Raw genomic sequence first — 19384 nt, forward strand, 5'->3', positions numbered from 1 at the left:
GTTTCGCAATGTGCACTACAAATTCGTTTCTCAAATCGTTGGGCGTGGAGATCTACGCGTCGGGTCACCGGCGGTGGCCGGATGAAGCCAAGGCCCGGGCAGTGGCGGATACGCTCGAACCGGGCGCGACAGTGAATGGCGTGGCGGCGCGGTATGGAGTCTTGCCAAACCAGCTGTCGGCCTGGCGCCGGTTGGCGAAGCAGGGGAAGCTGGTGTTGCCAGCAGCGGAGCTGGACGAACCGGTCTTCGCCCCGCTGGTAGTCTGCGATGTGCCGGAGGTGCTGCCGGAACCGGACATGGCGGCACCGAAAGAGGTGATCCGGATCGTCTCAGGCGAAGTCAGGATCGAGCTGGCGCCCGGCACGCCCGCGACCCGGATCGCCGAGATCGCGCATGCGCTCGGGACCTCGCCATGCTGATGCCCTCACAGGGCCTCCGGATTTTGGTTGCGACAAAACCGGTGGACTTCCGCAAAGGCCATGACGGCCTGGCAGCGCTCGTGCAGTCGACGCTTGCCGAGGATCCGTTCACGGGCACGGTCTTCGTGTTCCGGTCGAAGCGCGCCGACCGGTTGAAGATCCTGTTCTGGGACGGCAGCGGACTCGTGATGGCCTACAAACGGCTGGAAGAAAACACCTTCACTTGGCCCGCGATCCGCGATGGGGCAATGACCCTGAACCGGGCGCAGTTCGAGGCCCTGTTTGCCGGTTTGGACTGGCGCAGGGTTCGATCTCTGGAGGTGCGCCGACCGGCTGTGGCAGAGTGACTCAGCCTATTGAATAACCGGGCATTGGCGCCCCGGGCCCGGTATAATCCAGCCATGCCCGACGCCCCGCCCATCGACCTGTCCGCGATCCCTGAGAGCCAGCGCGCCGCCGTTCTGGCGGTGCTGCAGGAAAACGGCGCCCTGAAGGAAGCCAACCGGCGGCTCGAGCATCTCGTGGCCGAGTTGAACCATGTCGTGCATGGCAAACGGTCCGAGAAGCTGAGTGATGACGACCGGCAGCTTGCCTTCGAAGACCTGGAAACCGCCGTCGCCGAGGTCGAGACCCGCAGGGAGCAGGCCGCCCCCTCCACCCAGACCCCGCGCGCGACACGGCAGCGCAATCTCGGCCATCTGCCCGCGGACCTGCCGCGCATCGAGCGTGTCATCGAACCGGCGAGCCTTGAGTGTCCTTGCGGCTGCGGCCGCATGCACCAGATCGGCGAGGATCGGACCGAACGTCTGGACATCGTGCCTGCGCAGCTTCGTGTGCTGGTCGACATCCGGCCGAAGTATGCCTGCCGCATTTGCTCGGACGGGGTCACCCAGGCGCCCGCCGCGCCGCGGCTGATCGAGGGCGGTCTGCCGACCGAGGGCGCCATCGCTCATGTGCTGGTCTCGAAGTTCGCGGACCACCTGCCGTTCTACCGCCAAGGCCAGATCCTGGCGCGCTCCGGCATCCAAGTCGACCGCAGCACCCTGGCGGACTGGGCAGGCACCGCCGCCTTCCACCTCGGCCCCGTGGTCGACCGGCTGGCGGAACACATCAAGTCCTCCGGAAAGCTGTTCATGGATGAGACCACGGCTCCGGTCCTCGACCCCGGACGCGGCCGAACCAAGACCGGCTACCTCTGGGCCCTGGCCCGCGATGATCGCGGATGGGGCGGAGAAGACCCGCCCGGTGTCGTCTTCACCTACCAGCCCAGCCGCGCCGGCGCCCACGCGGAACAGATCCTTCAGGGCTTCGACGGTATCCTGCAGCTCGACGGCTACACCGGTTATGACCGGCTGACGCGCCCGTCCCGCAAGGGCGGCGCGCCGATCACGGTGGCCCACTGCTGGGCGCATGCGCGGCGCAAGCTGAAGGAGGTCTTCGACCGCGACGGCTCGGAAATCGCCGCCGAGGGCCTGCGCCGGATCGCTGAGCTCTACCGCATCGAGGCCGAGATCCGGGGCATGGGCCCGGGCCAACGTCTGTCGGCCCGTCAGGCCCGCAGCGCGCCCCTCGTGGCCGAGTTCGGTGATTGGCTGCAGGCACAGCGTCTGCGTATCTCGGCCAAGTCGCGCCTCGGCGAGAAGCTGACCTACATCCACCGCCAGTGGGGCGGCCTGCAGACCTTCCTCCACGACGGCCGCGTCGAGATGGACTCCAACGCCGTCGAAAACCTGATCCGCCCGATCGCCCTGACAAGAAAGAACGCACTCTTCGCCGGCCACGACGAGGGCGGCCGCACCTGGGCCCGCATCGCCTCCCTGATAGCCACCGCGAAGATCAACGGCGTCGCGCCCTTTGCCTATTTGAAGGCGACCCTGGAAGCCATCGCCGCCGGTCACCCGGCCAGCAGGATCGACGAGCTGCTACCTTGGAACTTCACCCCGTAAAGCTGAACAGGCGTGGGGTGGCGACAGCGCTTACTTCTGATTTGCCCCGCGCCGAATTCGTTTTGCAGGTTTCTGCTTTGTTTCAGTCGGATGTGGGGGCTGATGGGGAGGAGAGCCTGCCTCCAACCTTTCGAACAAATCCGGTGTACCCTCCGTCAGCATTTGACATCATGCACCTCCTTGCGACGGATCGAAGGAGGGATGCTCTCTGACATCCGAAGGGGAGTTGTCTTAGGTTCGTAGGCAATACTTGCGCCGCTCATGGCGCATTGGGCCGAGCACTTCATCGCGCGTCCAGCCAAGCTTGAACAACTGCTGCACGCCAGCCTACTGCGCGTTTGCTCAGCTTGACTGAAGGCGGAAACTTGCCCTCGCTCATCATAGCGTAGAGGGTGCTGCGTGAAAGGCCGGTCAAAGCCATCACGTCTTTACATCTCAGAATGCGGTCTGGGGAGGTCATAACCATCTCCTATATTTTGCCAGTAGTGACAGGAGGAGATGATCTGACAAGATGCACGCTTCCTCCCGCCAAGCGGGGTGTCCACGGAGGGACGGGAAACGACACATCTTGCGTCTATTTCATGATCGGATACTAACCCTGCGATTTAAGCCCGACAAGATCCTTTTGTATCTATTGGACAAGTGTAGAATATTTTGCATCCTACTCCGTCTGACGCTGTCCAGAGCCGTCAGCGAGCTCCTGCAAATACTTTGCCCACCACGTCGCAATTTGGACCCTCTCGTCCCAATGGGCACCGCGTGCATAGGCTTTACGAATCTCATTTCTCTCTACGTGAGCGAGTGCGCGTTCGATTGCATCCGCACTCCAGAGACCAGATTCGTTTGCCACGGTGGAGAAGGTTGCCCGGAAGCCGTGCGCGGTCATGTCGTCCCCGCTATAGCCTATTCGACGCAGAGCCGCGTTCAGGGTATTTTCGCTCATGCAGCGTTTCGAAGATCGGATAGAGGGGAACAGCAACTCGCCCCAACCGGTTAGAGTTTGCAATTCGTTCAGCTTGCCCAGCGCCTCTGGCGCCAAGGGCACCATGTGCGGGCGGCGCATTTTGGCGCGATGAGCCGGGACCGTCCAAATCGCTTTTTCCAGATCTATCTCGGCCCATTCGGCCATGCGCAATTCGCCGGGACGCAAAGCGGTCATCGCCAAGAGCTGGAGGGCAATGCGCGTGGTCGGTTGACCGTCAAAGCCTTCAATCGCGCGCATCAGCCCGCCCACCTGTTCAGGGTTGATGAGGGCGGAGCGGTGTTTGACCGGAGCACGGGTCAGGGCATCCTTGAGACCGAATCGAAATCCGTGCATTGTTGCCCCTTCCGGCGCATGGGCTTTCAGCCATTTGTTCAACCCAGCACTGGCAGAATTCGCGTTGGTCTTGCCGGTTGCGTTGTAGCGCGGAAATGCGAATGGGCTATCAACCTGATTGGCCCTGAGCCGCTCGGCAGCCCACCGTGCAGATCCCTCCAGTGGTACGACACGCCGACTGCTGTCGGTCTTCAGGGACCGCCATGGATGCGGGACAATACTCACGGACCAGTTTCCCTCCTCATCCCGGTGAAAGTCGTCACGCAACAAACCGGCAGCCTCGCCGATCCGCATTCCCGTATCCGCCACCAAGGCCACCAGCCAACGCATCTCATCGTCAAGCTCACGGCATTGCTGTTGGACCTTGCGAATGTCTCCTACGGGAATGGGCAGCCGCTCTGAAACCCCGGCTTGGCGGTCGTAGTAGACCTTGGAAAAGGGGCTGGAGGTTTCGATCCCTTCCTCTGCGACCGCGAAGTTGAACACCGCCCGCACCGTCCCGAAAATCCGGGTGATAGAACTGCCAGTCAGACCTTTGGCAATCAGGGCATCCCGGAAGCGGTTCGCATCGGCCTTGGTATAGTCGGGCAAAGGCTTGTCGCCACAGACGTCGATTACATAGCCGCATGAGCGTTGTGCGGCCCTCTCGAAGGTCTTGGGGCGGCCAACGCCCTTGAGACGGATGTATGTGACGACAGCCTCAGTGAGCGTCAAAGCGTCGGTGGTGACGGCTCCTGTAGATGTGTCGCTACGGGATCCCGAAAGCCCATTACGAAGAAGGTGCTTCCCGGGTAGTTCTGCGTCGTGAGACCTAAGGTGATACCAGTACTCGTCCAGCTTCACTGCTGCGGCATTCGCTTGGGCGATAGCGACAGCACGGGATCTGGTCCGGAGGGAGTAAGCAATCTTGTCCGATGAATAGTGCCGTCGAAGATCCGCAGGCACCCGCCTGTTGAAGTAGAAAATGCCGTCCTTCACGAAGACATGCTGGGGGTATTTGTACGCCAATTTGTTCTACGCCTCGCTCTGCTAGATGCAAAAGCTGGCGATTATCAACGGCTTAGTACGGATAAATGGTGCCCGGGGGCGGCATCGCAGAGCAATGTAAGTTCAATGCCTTAGGGATCGGTGGGACAGTTTTTGTTCCCATGGTTTATTGAATCTTTTCGGATCGGCGTCCCACCCACGACCAATGTTGAACCGGCGGGCTAGCCTTGGACTATATTTGCCGACGAGCGTGAGAAGTATCCCGCTCAGGTATGAGAGGCAGCTATGAGACGGCTTTTTGCCGCTGCGAAATGTCCTCCAGCCACTCGGCAAGAGCTTTGAGTTCGACTTCGATCTGGTCAGGAGTTGGGATCGAGGGGTTCATTGCATCACTGGCGTGATGGAGGAGTTCGGAGCAACGACCGTAGGCTGCACGCATGGATTCTGCATCGGCCTCTGTGATCACGGAGAGCTTGGCGAAACCTTTCGTGTTGACCTTGTGAGAGAAGGTTTTGATGACCGGCGCCACGGCGGCCTCGACGGCACTCTCCCAAGTGTCGCGAATTTGACCGAGGATGCCTTTCGCGGTAAAGAGCCAGGTAACTTCGGGGTCTTGATCATACTGCAGTCGCGTGTTGGCGAGGTGCTTTCCAATGGTTTCGACCCGTTTGGTAGCACTCTGCGCTTTCATCGGGGCCTGATTTTCGCAATGACCGGGTCGGTCTCCGCGTTTGGCTACGTGCCTGATGGCGACGGGTGTTTGCGGCAGGCCATCGTCGGGCTCACTACACGCGCGCTCCATCAAAAACAGGAACGGCAAGTCATGGGTGAAGACAATCACCTGTCGATCCCTGCCCTCTCGCGCGAGCCGTTTGGCGATGGCTTCCCTGTGGAGGTGATCGAGCGAGGAAACCGGATCATCAAAGATGATACCCGAATGGTTGTCGGTCGTAGAGAGCTCGGCCATGAAACCGGCCAGCGCAACGCAGCGATGCTCACCTTCGCTCAAGATAGACCCAGCCTTCGCATCGGGTTTGTGAATAAGGCTGACCCTGAATTGGGGAACGCCGTGCTGGCTGCGCTCCTTTTTCAGCTCAACGGCAAGCCCTGCAATCCCGAGATGGTCAACCTCCTGGGCGAACCGGCCTCGAAGCCTGTCAGTCACGAGGGCTTCGGCGAGCTCGGTGCTTTTGGTTGTGATCTCGTTCTGCCTGGTATCCCGGATGGCTTGCTTGAGTTCATGGAGCTGTTTCTTGCGACCGATCTCGGCGATGACATCGTCTTTGACACCGGCCAGCCACTTTCGGTCGGAGAGTTCTTGGTATTCTTGGTGCAGGGCTTGTCTCTCCGGGCTGTCCTCATCGGCACGAAGGGTGTCGATGCGTTGGCTAATCGAGACTGCCGCTTGTTCAAGCGCTTCGAGAGGCGACGCGAGAGCGCCGGGCATGGTCCCTGCGCGCTTCCGAAGGATTTCCCGAAGAACCCATTTGGCTGTCAGCGCGAACCGGCGAAAGGCCTGGCTTAGCTCGCTCTCGGCCAAGTCATCTGTTAGGAACAATACCTCCTCGCGAACACGGCGCGCGGAAGGGAGCTCTTCGATCAAGTTCGCGATGAACTCGGAGACTGCGTCGCGCGCGGCCTCTTCGTCTCGTTGTGTGCGGTCCCTTATGAAGGTCTCGAACCGTTCGAGACGGCCTGAAGCCTCCGGCGTCAGCGTTTGCTGACATAGCACGCAACGGGACCCCTCGGCGACCGACGGAAAGGTCTGCTCAGGATAGGCTTCTTGCGTGGAGTATACGCGCGCCGCGTCCCACAAGAGACGCCAGACTTCTCCACCTGTTCCCGGTAGGACATCGGCATCGAAGTGGCTGCTTGCAGCCATGCGCGCAGCCTCCCTCTTCCGGCGAAAATCCTCATCGAGGGCGTTCAAGCAGTCCAGCGTTTCGGCGGATGCGGCACTTTCCAAAGCGGCGATATCCGCTGACAACAGCCCGAGACGTCTGACATAGCTTTCCATGCGCTTGATGAGGGCGACCGGGTCTTGGCTTAGGTCTGCGGCAAGTTGCGCGTGGCGCTTGATCTCATCGTCGGAAAGTACCGACAGTCGCGAAATGTCATCTACCGTAGTGTCCTTATCGAGATCGGCGATCAGCTTTCCTACGGCGGTATCTGCTGCACATGAAGGCTCGGAAAGCACGTGCGGAGTCTGTGCTTCGATCTCAGTCACCTTCGCATCGAGCCGGCCTTTTACCGCGCGGCAGGCCTGGACGAGCCGCTCTAGCAGCTTCATCGGCAGCGGCGTGTAGGCCACGTCGTTCGTGGCATCGACGTGGACATTGGCGGTCGCCGTATCAAACACACTAACTGCAGTTAGAAGATCGGTATCAGGGGCGCCGTCTTGCCATTGTGCCGATTGGGTCTGACCACCGGACAGAAAGCCGATCTCGGCTGTCCGCGGGCCACTCGCTGCCTCATAGATGTTGGTGAGGATGGGATCGTGGCGGCCTCGCGCGCGGCAGGCCTGTTTGAGGATGCGGACATACCCCGACTTTCCGGCGCCGTTGTCACCGTAGATGATAGTGATGCCCTTATCGAGGAAGCTAAGCCGCTGGTTCTCGGCAAGAGCGTTGACGTTATGGACGTTGCCGACCGATTTCAGCTGAACAGGCGGTAGCCCGGAGGCAGGCGACGACAGATCGGCTTCTTCGAGCGCAGCGCTTTGAAGAGCGTCGTCGAGGCACAGCGCTGTCAGCTCATCGATATCCTGCTCGCTGAGGGTATCCTTTTTTATCAATCGTTTCAGAGCGTCACACTGCCAGACAGGCCTAGCCTGCGACCACGCGAGAATGTCCTTCAGGGCATCGGCTTCGGATTTTATCGCGTTTGTCACGGCTCTGCTCTACCCCTTAAATGACGAAGCTCTACTCCACACCGAGCGCCTTGAATGCCGCATCGACAGGATCGCTATAGAATGACGTTTGGAATTTCGCGAATAACTCACCCGGAATCGTCGGGATATCGCCCACGCTTGCCATAGGCAGCAGGATACGCTTGGCCCCACTGTCGAAGGCAACCTGTAGGCATTCGGCAAGATTTTCTACAGGAACGATATTTCCGCCCAGGCTCATATCACCAAGAACGACGAGCTGTCCTTGCAGTGGCTTCTGCATGACGCCAGAGCAAAAGGCGATGAAGCCGCTGAGTGTCATTGTTTTGGTTGGCCCCGTATTCTGAAGCTCGACCGAGTGAACATGGAAGTCATGATCACCTGCTTTCGTGCTCCCACTGACACGAGAGATGTTGGCCTTGAAATAGTCGAACGCGACGCGAAGAGCCTCCTTTGCCGCAGCGTTCGAGCCAAGCCCTGAAGTCGTTAGCTTGCCGTTGCCTGCTGTCGTTTGCGTCTCGAGTCGATATAGGCCGAGGTGTCCCGAGCTGCCGGTAGCGACAGTGTGCAAGACACCAGGCTTCAGTGGACCTTCAGGGATCAGGTTTCCGCCACCCTGCTCGGGCACGGCTACGAAGTGCTCTTCTCGGTTTTCGTTATCAATGTATGAGAAGTGAACGTCATAGAATTCCATGCCACCGATTTTCTTGAGCTGCTCTTTCACACGGCGACGCGTCTCAAGTGCGTATTCGAGGCAACGACGTACGGCTTCCTTATCATAGTCGCCATGTGGGTAGAGGAGCTTCAGCAGACCCGACACCGTCCTGCGCACGGCGATGGTATCGCGTTGATTGAGATTGTTTCCGAGCTTGAAGAACTGGTCGATGGCGTCCGCGAAGGTGCGCTTTCGCATCTCGCGCATAAACTCAGCCAGGTAGTCGGTGATCAGCCCATAGCGGTTTGTGAAGAATTCAGGCCGCATCTTAGGCACTTCCCACCCTGGAATATAGGCGTGGAAGCGATCAAAGAACGCAGAGTCGATCATCGCCTCGGGGAAAGGCGCAAGCAGGTGGCTGGTCTTCACGAGCGTATCGACCGGCTGGTTGATGTTTCCGACGAAGACCATACTGGCTGACGCCGAAATCGCGTCACGACCACGTGCAAAGGATCCGGACGCCATATAGTCCTTCATGATCTGTACGCCGTCTTTGTCCTTGAAGGAGATGCCAGCTACCTCGTCGAAAGCGACCAAATCCCACATCCCGACAAGACCGACCTGGCGGCGGCTCATGTTGTAGAACAGGTTCGCAACGGTAGTCTGGCCACCCGAAATCAGAATGCTATTCGGGCTACACTCTTTGTAGATGTGGCTTTTGCCTGTGCCGCGAGGCCCTAGCTCACAGACATTGTAGTTGTTCTCGACGAAGGGGATCATTCGCGCGAGCAAGTGCCACCGCACGCGCTCGTCTAGCACCGTCGGCTCCATGCCCGTCGAGCGGAGCAAAACGTTGATCCACTCTTCTTCGCTAAAAGCCATCCGTCCTTCGAAGAACTCCTGCATGTCCATGTTGGGCATCTGGATCGGCTTCAGGTCACCGATGGTGAACGGCGAACCCTTCTGGCCTTCTTCATGGTAGTAATGAACAGTGACGATGCACCAGATGCCGCCTACGAGCAGCTTTTCGAAGCGCTTCACGTCATTAGCTGACACTTCGGCATCCTTGATGCCAAGGTTTGAAAGCAGTGCTTCATAGATGTCGCGCTTTTCATTGAGCCTGACGGTGACCTTGTCGATGACCTTGAAGCTTCCGCGTTCTTTGATCTTCGATTTGATCTTTTCGGCCTCGTCGGGGCGCACGTAGTTCTCGGCGAGCACCTTCTTTACAGTCTTCAGGCCCTCCTGAATGATCTCGTCATCATCCGAGGCGCAGTACATCCCGAGCAGGTACTCAAGGACATAGACGGGGACGTTCGCCCCTTCTTTAAGGAGTTTGGTCAGGTCTTTCCGAACGACCTTGCCCGCAAAATTCCGGTTCAGTTGCTCATCTAGCCCCACATCAATTGTTAGTTCAGAAGTCATTATCGAATGCCAGGTCTATGGTTACGTCCATCCGCACCTCCTCGACGTCTGTCTCGGCGTTGCGGGCAATTAGTTGGTAGCGGCGCTTCTTGTCGAAGGTTCGACTGGCAAGGGTCAGCCAGACCTCCTTGCGCCACTCGTTCATGTCACTTGAATCGTTGTCGAAAGAAAGCGTCTCGACATTGGTGACAGGGTCTTCGCCATCGTAGATTGCCACCCTCACCTTAAGCGGCTTGATGCGCTCTGACACGGCCTCTGTCTGGATGAACTTGAAGCGGTAGCGGCTCGTCGTGATCTTCAGGCTCGATCCGAGCAAGCTGATCCCCACGCTTCTTGTGCGCGTCTTAACCGCGCTCTTACCTTTTAACTGCGTGATCTGGATGACAGGCACGGCAATTTCTTGCGGCATGGCTCCGCCATGAATAAATCGTGAACCGCCAACGAAGTGGAAGCGGTTTGTGCCGCGAGGCACCCAAAATTCCATGTCACCATTCGCCGAGGCCGTAACGCTGGTCTTTCCATGATACGCGCCTGCATGGTGGGACAGCGCCTTCCCAAGGAGGTAGCGCTTTTTACTGATTACAGTGCCCGACGGCTTGTCTGTGATGGGATTCTTGTCGCTCTCTGTTGGTGCACTCTCCTGGAACAGGAAACCGTGGTCCGCCGTCACGACGACGTAGTTGCCGTTCAGCGTATTGACGATCCTAGCAACGATATTCCCGAGTTCGGCGATCGTGTTGCGAACCGCCGCGAAGGTCTTTTCCTCGTTGCCGGTGTCAGCCGTCTGATCGATCTGGTTGTGATAGATATAGATGACTCTATAGGGCTTGATGAACTCACGGCCGACAGTCTTGCTCATCGCCATGAAGTCGTCAGCCTTGATAGCCGTACCATCCACCTTGGCGAGAATTTTCTGTCGGTTGGCGAGACCACTCGTCGGCATATCGTCCGCCATCACAGCGCCCGCATCGGTGTAGCTCAGTGTCTTGTGCGGAAGAAGACTTGCCATCCCAAGACCAGTGTACGACGGCAGAACCCCTAGTTGCGGCTTGAGTGTCGCTGAAAATCGATAGCGCCCGTTCAGTTCCTGCAGAAGTTCCTGCGCCGCTTCGTAGCGGAAAGCATCACTGATGACGACGTAGACGCGACGGTCATCTGCCTCATCAAGTCTTGGCTGCAGATTCCGCTTGAAGAAGTGCTGTTGGCTATCCACCGCTGGGAGTCGCCACGTATCCAGCAAGCCACCCCCATCGAGAGCTTCACCCCAACGTACTGCGAGATGACCAAGATACCAGTTGCCATAGGCATCTTCGATCTTGTCGCGCAGCGCCTTAAGAATATCCCAGCCCTCGGCTTCCGCTGAATCAGCGGCGTCGCAGAAATGACGATAGAGCTGATCGAACTGATAGAGCTCGCCAACATAGGCATCAAAGAATGCTTTTCCGTCTTTGAAATTAAAGCCTGTCGGGTATTTGCCGCGCAAATCAAGGAACTCAGCGGCGGACATCAGTGCGGTATAGACCTGGTCAAGCGCCAGTCGAGGTGCATTGTGGCTCGACGGCAGTCTGCTATTCGCCCAGTAACCGTTCTGCCGTCTAGTGACGATGTCTCGGATTGCCTCAAGATTGATCGTCTCAGCCGTATCGATGATCCTGTCGCGCAGACGACTAGCGATGTACTTCTCGGTGAGCAAGAAGGTGCGAGCTTCCGCCACTTCATCGATATCAAGATCGCCAAGGTGGTCTCCAAGCTTGACGAGTTCAGCGACGGCCGCGGATAGCGCATCATAGCTTTCGTGCAGCCTTGCACTATCACGCCATTGCCCGACACAAACGACGGCGTTGGAAGCCCCTTTGCTCGGCAATACAAGATGAGCGAGCGCCTTCGGACACGCGCCATCGAGGCTGCGCGCGAAATCAGTAATCAGCAAGCGCATCAGGAAGGACTTGAGACTAGGCTCTGCCTCATCAAATCCAAAGGTATCGCGTACCTGGGTCCATAAACTGTCTGCCAAGTCGTACTTCTCGATTTCCAGCCATGTTGTCGGCGTCGCATCAAGATTGTCGTGGTCGATGGTATGAAGAAGCGCCCGAACCAAGGAGAATATGTCTGTCTGCTCTGTACGCAATATGGCTGCCATCAAAGCACGGTCGATTGCAGCGGCATCATCAGAGGGTTCAATGAACTTCTGCGCTTTCGCGAGACGTTCCTTGCTCGCAAAGAACTTGCCGCGCGCTGCGACGTGATCCCTAAGCGCCTGCTCCAGAATACCGAGCTCGCGCAAGATCATGGTCGAACGATCAGCAGCAAAGGGTTCCGCATAGAAGCGCACGTCGAGAAGCCAGTCCATTTCAGGATCAGGCACACGACCCTTCTCATATAGAAGGAACGGTACGTCTGGGCTTTCGAGCTCCAGCTCTGACTTCAGCGCCAGCGCAGGCTCTTCACCAATATGGCGCAACTCGACCCCATCGATCTTCAGTGACGACAGCATCTCTTCGAACTCACCATCTTCGTCGCGCCAAAACACGACGCGCGCACCTTTTGCGAAAAGACGTTCTAGGTTCGATTTGATCTGCGCGCTATCCATTACTTCTCCCCTGTAATGGCTTTGCGCTCAGCAAGGAGGTTTCCGAACTTGCCGTAATTGACCTTCACGCCGTCATCGAGATCGAGAGAAATGCGTTGATCTGCAAAGTGCCGTAGTTCCTCATCGAAGGCGCGCAGCTCTTCAAGCTGCTTCATCATGAGGTCTTTTTCCTTTTGTGCCTTTGTGCGGGCGGCAGAAGACGACGCCGCGGCGATATCATCGTTAAGACTATCAATCCGTGCAGCCATGCGGCTTTGCAGTGGCGTCACGTATTCCATCCGCATTCGCGACAGGGTGCCCTCATTATAGCGATGGAGATAAACCAAGCACTCGAAAGCCTTCAGCTTACCACTGGAGAAGAGCCAATAGATCGGGCGCTTCTTGTAGGTTTGCATATGATCCTTGAAGAAGCTTTTCGAAATGTAGTTTCGGATCGACCTCTGCGGATCGTTGCCACCAGTGGCGGCCAGGCCCTCAGCGACAAAACGAAGGTTCTCTCGCAGAGTTTCGGGCAACCAAGCGACCTTCAGGAACTCCTCGAACCGCAGCGCGGCATCATCGTCGAACCACTCAACTTCGGTGATCGGCACGATGCCGTCATCATCTGCCGGGAAGTCGCCATAGCGCGACGCATCAAAGTCTTCGTTCCCAGCATTCGCATAGATGAGACCGGGCTCTGCGAGGCTGTAGCGCCCCATCATGCAGCCGATGGCGTAAGAGATCAGCTCCTTCATCGTGTCGGAGCGCAGACGCTCCTCCCGCTCCACTTCCGTGCCCTTCACGCCATAGCGATAGGCCGGGTTGCAGGTGAGCGTGATCTCCTCAATCGGCACCTCAGGCGTTAGCTCGTCCTGCAAACCATAAGCGTCGATAAAGATGCGATTGTTCTCTTCCTCCAACCTTTGCATCTCGTCGGTCATGCCCTGCCATTGGGCGCGGACTAGTTTATAGCTGACTTCCAACGTGTCGGCCTTGAGTTCCGGTGCGAGCAACGGCAGCGAGGCAAAATCCCAAGAAGTTTCGTAGGAGTCCCAGTCAGACTTGGAACTGTCGATCATCTTTTGAACAGGTCGGGAACCGAAGTTTGGAACGCTTGAAGGAATTGGCAAGTTGGCCAAAGTTCCCGGATTGAAGTCCATTGTAGGACTGAGAACCTTCAAAAAATAAGACACGGCGGAAGATAACATTAGCGCCAAAAAGTAGCGTGTATTCTGAATATCATCAGGAAAAATCATACTTCCTTTTTGATCAAAAATACCAACATCGTCTGTGTAGCGAGCAGCAAAGAAGGATGAGCTAATATTCGTATAAGTTATTCCTTCACGGAAATAGTGCTTCCAGTTCCTTACGACGGCACTCGGATGAGACTTTATTTCTGCCCCATCATCTTTCCAAAAAACGACCTGGCTGCGGTTTCCATACCAGCGCCTGTAATCTCCACCTTTACAATAAGGTATCCAATCGCCACTACCGCCCTTCGAATTTCGAAAATTGGCCTTGGAAACTTCGTGCCAGAGCCTAATAAACCGTGAGTTATCTCCCGTTTGGAGGCCGACCATTGGCTTTGCTTCTTCAGAAAGTGGGGCCATTGTCTCGAAGTCAGCAAACGCATTGGGACTCAAGCTAAATGCTACTGGAGTGCCGGGTATGGCCTTAAGTCTCTTGGTCGGCAAGTCGAACCGCCAAGGTAATGATTGATCTTCAATCGCTTGCCTCAAACGAGGGGCTTGATCTTCTCGGCGTTTGAATTGCTCAAGATCGAAGAAGGTTGACGCTTGCTCTCGGGGTGCATGGCGAGCGATGCAGTAAGCCGAGATTGGAACAGCTGCGCTGTCAAATAGAGTATGATACTGGGGCTTTACTAGGCTTAATAAGTCCATCTCTTCGACAAGCCGCTTGCGGAGTTTCTCGAAAGACGTCAGGTACATCCAGGTGAACGGTGTCATCATCCCGGAGATTCCGTGCTCCCTCACGAGTTGTACAAGGCGCCACATAAATGCAGCATAGAGATCATTGGACGTGTCCTTGAAATGACACCTCAAAAAGCCTCTAAGCTCTGAATTCATTCCTGTACCGCCCATATACGGCGGGTTGGCCACCACCACGTGATACTTCGGCGAAAGCGCCTCGGCCATGCGCAGAACCATCACCACGCGATCCTGCACTTCTTTCAGCAGCAGGTCAGAGCTGAAGTCCCGCGCCTCGACCAGCCGTAATGTTTCGGCCGGATCGCGCAGCCTGGGCACGATCAGCGAACCGAAGTTTTTGGCTTGCTCAAACTGCGACAGGGTTTCACGCAACTCATCTGTGAAGAGATCGCGCCCGACTACAGCCTGCACGTCTGTCATCTCTTCGGGCGTGAAGGCGACATCATGCAGCACAACGACATTGGGCTTGACGTCCATCCGCAGGAACCGGCGCCGCCCGAGTTTGTTTGCTGCCTTCATTGCCAAGGCGAAAGCCGCTAGGGCACCTGCGCGGTCATCGATCTCAATGCCAGTCAGGTTATGCTTGAGGATGAGGGCCGGAATTTCCTTCGGGTCATAGCCCTCTTCCTCATAGATCGCGTAGAGAAGATCGAAGGCGTAGGTCAGCATATGCCCGGAACCGCAGGCTGGGTCACAGACCTTGATCTCTTCGGGCTTGCCGATCTTCAGAAAGTCGGTCTCAGGCTCCTCTGGCGCGATGTAATAGTCCATCCGCTCGGCGAGCCGTGAATCTGGTCGGTTCAGAAGCCAGAGACGCCCGAGCGAATTCTCGACTAGGTAGCGAACGATCCAGTGCGGGGTGAAGAGCTGGGTTGCAGCCGGAATCTTGTCAGCCGTGATCTTCTGGTTCTTCTTCAGCCCCGCGAAGACCTCATCTTTCTTCTCGGAGATGTAGAACTGGTAGAGCCAGCCGATGACCTCGATATCCTGCCAGTCCGCCTCGTCGATGGCGGCGACGAGTGTTCGTATCAGGGAATCTGAGTGCAGGAGATTGTCAGGTAGGAGGAGCTCGGTCTCGTCATCGATGCGCTCGAACAGGAACGGCATCGCGCGGTGCAGCGCGTTGCACTGAGCGATCAAGAGCATCCGGTAGAGCTCGGCATCTTTGGTGCCATCGATCTTTAGATCGATAACCTTGCTCTTGTCGAGCCCCGGGAAATCAAGGTGCTCGGCGTGCTCCAGGATTTCAGGGAGCTCCTTGCCAGACGGGTGGCTAAGTACGCGGTAGCCGTGTTCAAGGAGCCCGTGAAGCTCCATGTAGCGGATGGCAACCAAGCGGTTGAACCAAGTGTAGGCCACCGATTCCATCGCCTGCTCGAAACCATTCTGCTTTATGCGGATGGCTAGTCTTTTGCGCTGCTCGCCGACTTTCTTGGGGAGAGCATCTGATCCGACAATGACGATTTCGCCCTGCTCTCGCTGCTCGACTATCTCCTTTTTCGAAATGCCAAACTTCGCGGCACGGGCGACCATGGCCGCAATGAAGTCCTTGCGAGCCTTGGGGGCATATGTCTTGAGCGCATTAGTATTGATCGTCATCCTGCTCGTCTTTCTTAGCGTATTTCGACGCGTTCGTTGTTAGTGATGGCGTCTTCGAGCTCCTTGCGAAGGGTTTCGAGGAAGGTATCAACCTCTTCCTTGGTCTCAAGATATGTAGAACCAGCAATGTGGCTGGGTTCCACGATACGCCGCTTCTTGGCAGGAGCTTTCTTGACCTGTGGCTCAGCGTCAGGTTCGGGTGGCGTCGCTTTTCCACCCCCATCAGGAGGAACAGGGACATACTTTTTCGCAGCTTGCTCGATGGCAATGAAGGCTTCATCGGCAGCGTCTCGGGCTGCCGTCTGCATCTGGAAGATATGCGCGATACTCTCTTCACCTTCAATGCCGGATCGTATGGTCTGGATCGGATGCAGGCATTGGTTCCGAAGTTCCGGCGCGGCGCCAGCCTCGTCGAGCTCAGCTTTCACTTTTCCGAGGTGTTCGTCGATCTTCTCAATCGCATGGTCACGACGCTTCTTAAGGAGCGCCTTATTCACCTCTTCAACTCGGCCAATGATCGTGACCGCATCCTTGATCATGCCGTAGGGTTTCTCGGCGGAAAGAATGTTATCCATGCGCTGCAGTGCTTGTGCTGCATCAGTGTCCTTCAGAAGCTCATAGCGGTTTAGATCAAAACGCTGCTTAGCCTTTCGTAGCTTCTCCCAAGTCGGTCGCTGGGATTCATAGAAGTTGCGAAGCTCCGCGTAGGAATCCGCCACGTCGAGGAAGTCATCCTGAAATTCTATGAAGTGGTTCAGGAACATGTAACTGTCATTGATGCTCAGTGCCTTCGCGATCACGCCGAGATTGTCAGCGATACCAGCCGATCCGGGGTAATTGCCAGTCTCGGCGAGTGGTTTCCAGCCGGAGAGGTCTGCCTGCCAAGTGCCAAGCTGCGCACGTATATGCGTATTCAAGGCGTCTTCGCCGTCAGGAGCGATAGCCTCAAAAACGTCCTTGGCGATGCCGCGCGCTTTTTGAAGGCTGCCACGATCAACGGTCTGTCGCTTAACAACATTGATCCGACGCCATTTGTTCGGCCCATCAATGGCGCCGTAAATCAGGTCGGGCGTCAGGGTTTTGTCGCCGTCACTAACGAGGCTGATCTCGCCCAACATGACAAGGCGCACGACAAGGAGAACAGTCTCCCAGTCGTTCCAGCCGTAGGGACGACGCCCGAAGCGATCTTCAACCAGATCGTAAAGAACAACCTTATGATTCTGAGAGTTCTTAAGGGAAACGAAGTTCAAAACTTCCTTGAGCGCTTCCTCGTTGGCAACCGAACCGCCATCGAGACCTAGGCCGTCTTGCGCCGGTGCGGCTAGAACAGAACGAATTTCAGCCTGGGGATTGCTGACAGGGTTCTTGAGGTAGCTGAGTTTGGGGAAGCTATTCTTGACGAGATAGCCAAGCGCCTCCTCGACCGCAGCGCCGACCGAGCCGGAAGGTGCGGGACGGGACTGACCAGCCGCATAGTATTTCGCCTCCTTCATAAGACGCTCAAGGATCGTCTTCAGGCGCTCTTTGCGTTCTCGGTTCTCATCACTACGTTCCCGCAGGATTTTCTGCGTTGTGTGGGTCGCGGTGCCGTCATTCTTCCGCTTGATATACTTGTCGGTCTGCAGGTAGGTGCGCAGCTCTCTGGCAAGCGCCTTGTCATCATCGACGCGGATCACGACCTGGCCATCATCGGCTGTACTTTGAGTAATACACCGAGCATCGCCGAAAGCGTCGTACTCATCGGAAAGCGGCGTGATGACCGAGATTACCAGATCGCCTTCACTGCGGCTGCCATAGGGATGCAAGTCCACAAGCCGCGAAATCCCGAAATCCTTATTGTTTTCGGGGTAACGGTACTTGCGCAGGGTGCCAAGCACTTCATCGAAGATGATGTCGCCGAGGAGCTTGGTTTCCTCACCCGACCCGAGATCGACATCTTTGATTTCGCGGCTGATGTCGCGTTCTTCGTTGGTCAGGAAGAAGTAGTCTTCGCCATTACGATTGACGAGCGTCTCTTTCTCCAGGCGTTGCAGGCTGGCCTCGATCTTTTTGCGCAACTCTAGGCGATCAGCGTCAATTTCATCGACGAAGAGCGTTACGAGATTATCGACGTTGCCGGTGATCTCATCAACGTAGCGAATGAGGAAAAGCGTCTTGAGAACGTTTTCGTCGAACTCTTCGAGATTGGGGTTGCTCTTGACGCTTTCAATCGCTCTGCGCACTACGCCTTCGAGGAAGCTCTCGATGGCAGGATAAAAACGGTACAGTGGCACTAGAACGCCGATTTCTTCGTTCGCCACATCCATCGCGCCTGTCTGGAAGGCGTCCAGCATCGAGCGCTCGCCCTTTGCAAGATGAAGGCCGGTAGCACCATAGCGGCGGCTGCTGTCGAAGATTTTCTGGACCAGTTGGAACTGGTACGGCGCGAACGGATACACATCGACGAAGTCATCTTTGTCGGCATAGGGCTTAAAGGTCATGCCAACGTTCTTGAAACTGAGCTGGTTCTTGAGGATATCGGCCTTCTGGTCGTAAACCTTGCCCAGCTCTTCCTTGGCCAGTTCCACCTTGGAGAGAAGCCTCTTCTGAATGACTTCGTCCGCGTTCGCGCCCGACAAAGACAAGCGCGTTTTGAAACGTCCTTGAATCTTGGAGAAGTCATTGGACTTGGATGCACGCAACTCGCCGAGCACAGCATCCATGTCTTCTTGCGACGTCACGCATACCCAAGCACGTCCACCGCAAGTCGTTCCGAGGTTCTCGGTGATCGTTTGCAGGTTGAGCATCAGGTGAGTGTCCTGACCGATGAACTGTCCAATCTCATCGACGAGGAAAATGATACGGTGGTCTGGACCTTGGCTGTCTAGGTACTCCTTGACCCATTTGGAAAAGCTCTCAACCGAGAGGGAGAAATCCTGCTCGAACCTTTCGAGCCAGGCATCAGCGTCTTTAATGTCCTCGCCGAGCGCCTTGGAGAGCGCATCTGCCAACGCATCCGAATGGAACTGATAAGCATCGCGCTCATCTTCCCAGACGAGGCCATGCTCAGCCTTCAGAGCGTCTTTGAAAGACTGGAACTCACCCTTCTTATCGAGGTAGCGCTCCATGTGCGCGATATGCGGGTGGTCTCCGCAATAGCCCAGTCGCTCATTGAAGACCTTCAAGAACACGCGGAGGATCACGTCCCGCCCGTCGGCATTGCTGGCCTTACTATCGATGTTGAACAAGATTACATCGATATTGCTGCTGACGGCGCGCTTAATATCCGCTGCCAGCATGGCGTCTTGAATCTTGTCCTTAAAGAAATCGATGGCCTGCCTGGTCTGCCCATCCTTGGTGACTTCACGGTTTTCGAGAAGGTAGGAAAGAATCTTAATGAAATGGGATTTACCCGAGCCAAAAAAACCGGAAACCCAAACGCCCACCTTGCTTGCGATGTCGGGATCGCGCGAATTGTCGATCGCGTTCAGATACGATTCGAAGAATTTTCTAAGATGAACGTCGAGTTCTTTGGTGACGACATACTCTTCAAGCTCCTGCCAGACGGATTCAGCATCAAATTGCTCGGCCTTGATCACACCGTTGATAGGTCTGTCGATAGGTCTTTCAAAAAGGGACTTTACTTGCATA

General features: G+C 56.6%; 10 protein-coding genes. 3 read left to right on the top strand and 7 right to left on the bottom strand.

Translation table 11 applies throughout. The features are described 5' to 3' along the window. Window positions 1-8 precede the first annotated feature (8 nt). From tnpA to tnpC, 3 genes are read left to right on the top strand one after another with little or no spacing between them, the layout of a single operon-like run. Window positions 9-419 (top strand): IS66-like element accessory protein TnpA, encoded by a 411-nt coding sequence (gene tnpA, locus ACZ1HH_RS17955; protein WP_472635111.1) that lies wholly within the window; start codon window positions 9-11, stop codon window positions 417-419. Further along, window positions 413-766: an IS66 family insertion sequence element accessory protein TnpB gene (gene tnpB / locus ACZ1HH_RS17960; RefSeq protein WP_168595277.1), complete on the top strand. Its 354-nt coding sequence runs from the start codon at window positions 413-415 to the stop codon at window positions 764-766. Before tnpA ends, tnpB begins: the two co-directional genes overlap by 7 nt. 54 nt (window positions 767-820) lie before the next feature. Continuing rightward, window positions 821-2365 (top strand): IS66 family transposase, encoded by a 1545-nt coding sequence (tnpC, locus tag ACZ1HH_RS17965; RefSeq protein ID WP_168610441.1) that lies wholly within the window; start codon window positions 821-823, stop codon window positions 2363-2365. Window positions 2366-2648: 283 nt separating this feature from the next. On the opposite strand, the gene ACZ1HH_RS17970 is transcribed toward tnpC, so the two are convergent. The 7 genes from ACZ1HH_RS17970 to brxC form a co-directional block, all read right to left on the bottom strand. Next, window positions 2649-2831 (bottom strand): helix-turn-helix transcriptional regulator, encoded by a 183-nt coding sequence (locus ACZ1HH_RS17970; RefSeq protein WP_472635580.1) that lies wholly within the window; start codon window positions 2829-2831, stop codon window positions 2649-2651. Window positions 2832-3026: 195 nt separating this feature from the next. Continuing rightward, window positions 3027-4661: a tyrosine-type recombinase/integrase gene (locus ACZ1HH_RS17975; protein WP_487320474.1), complete on the bottom strand. Its 1635-nt coding sequence runs from the start codon at window positions 4659-4661 to the stop codon at window positions 3027-3029. A 292-nt stretch (window positions 4662-4953) separates the two neighbouring features. Next, the gene (locus ACZ1HH_RS17980; protein WP_472635582.1) at window positions 4954-7560 is read right to left on the bottom strand and encodes an AAA family ATPase; all 2607 of its coding nucleotides are present in this window, start codon (window positions 7558-7560) and stop codon (window positions 4954-4956) included. A 31-nt stretch (window positions 7561-7591) separates the two neighbouring features. After that, the gene (brxL, locus tag ACZ1HH_RS17985) at window positions 7592-9637 is read right to left on the bottom strand and encodes a protease Lon-related BREX system protein BrxL (RefSeq protein WP_472635583.1); all 2046 of its coding nucleotides are present in this window, start codon (window positions 9635-9637) and stop codon (window positions 7592-7594) included. After that, complete coding sequence (pglZ, locus tag ACZ1HH_RS17990; protein ID WP_472635584.1) at window positions 9627-12227, bottom strand: BREX-1 system phosphatase PglZ type A; 2601 nt, start codon at window positions 12225-12227, stop codon at window positions 9627-9629. Before pglZ ends, brxL begins: the two co-directional genes overlap by 11 nt. Then, window positions 12227-15754, bottom strand: a complete 3528-nt coding sequence (gene pglX, locus ACZ1HH_RS17995; RefSeq protein ID WP_472635585.1) for a BREX-1 system adenine-specific DNA-methyltransferase PglX — start codon at window positions 15752-15754, stop codon at window positions 12227-12229. The genes pglZ and pglX overlap by 1 nt, the downstream gene beginning before the upstream one ends. Before the next feature lie 14 nt (window positions 15755-15768). After that, on the bottom strand, window positions 15769-19383 hold the full coding sequence (gene brxC, locus ACZ1HH_RS18000; RefSeq protein WP_472635586.1) for a BREX system P-loop protein BrxC: 3615 nt from the start codon (window positions 19381-19383) through the stop codon (window positions 15769-15771). Between the last annotated feature and the right edge of the window lies 1 nt (window position 19384).

This window comes from Epibacterium sp. HA2-3 (genome assembly GCF_055693725.2).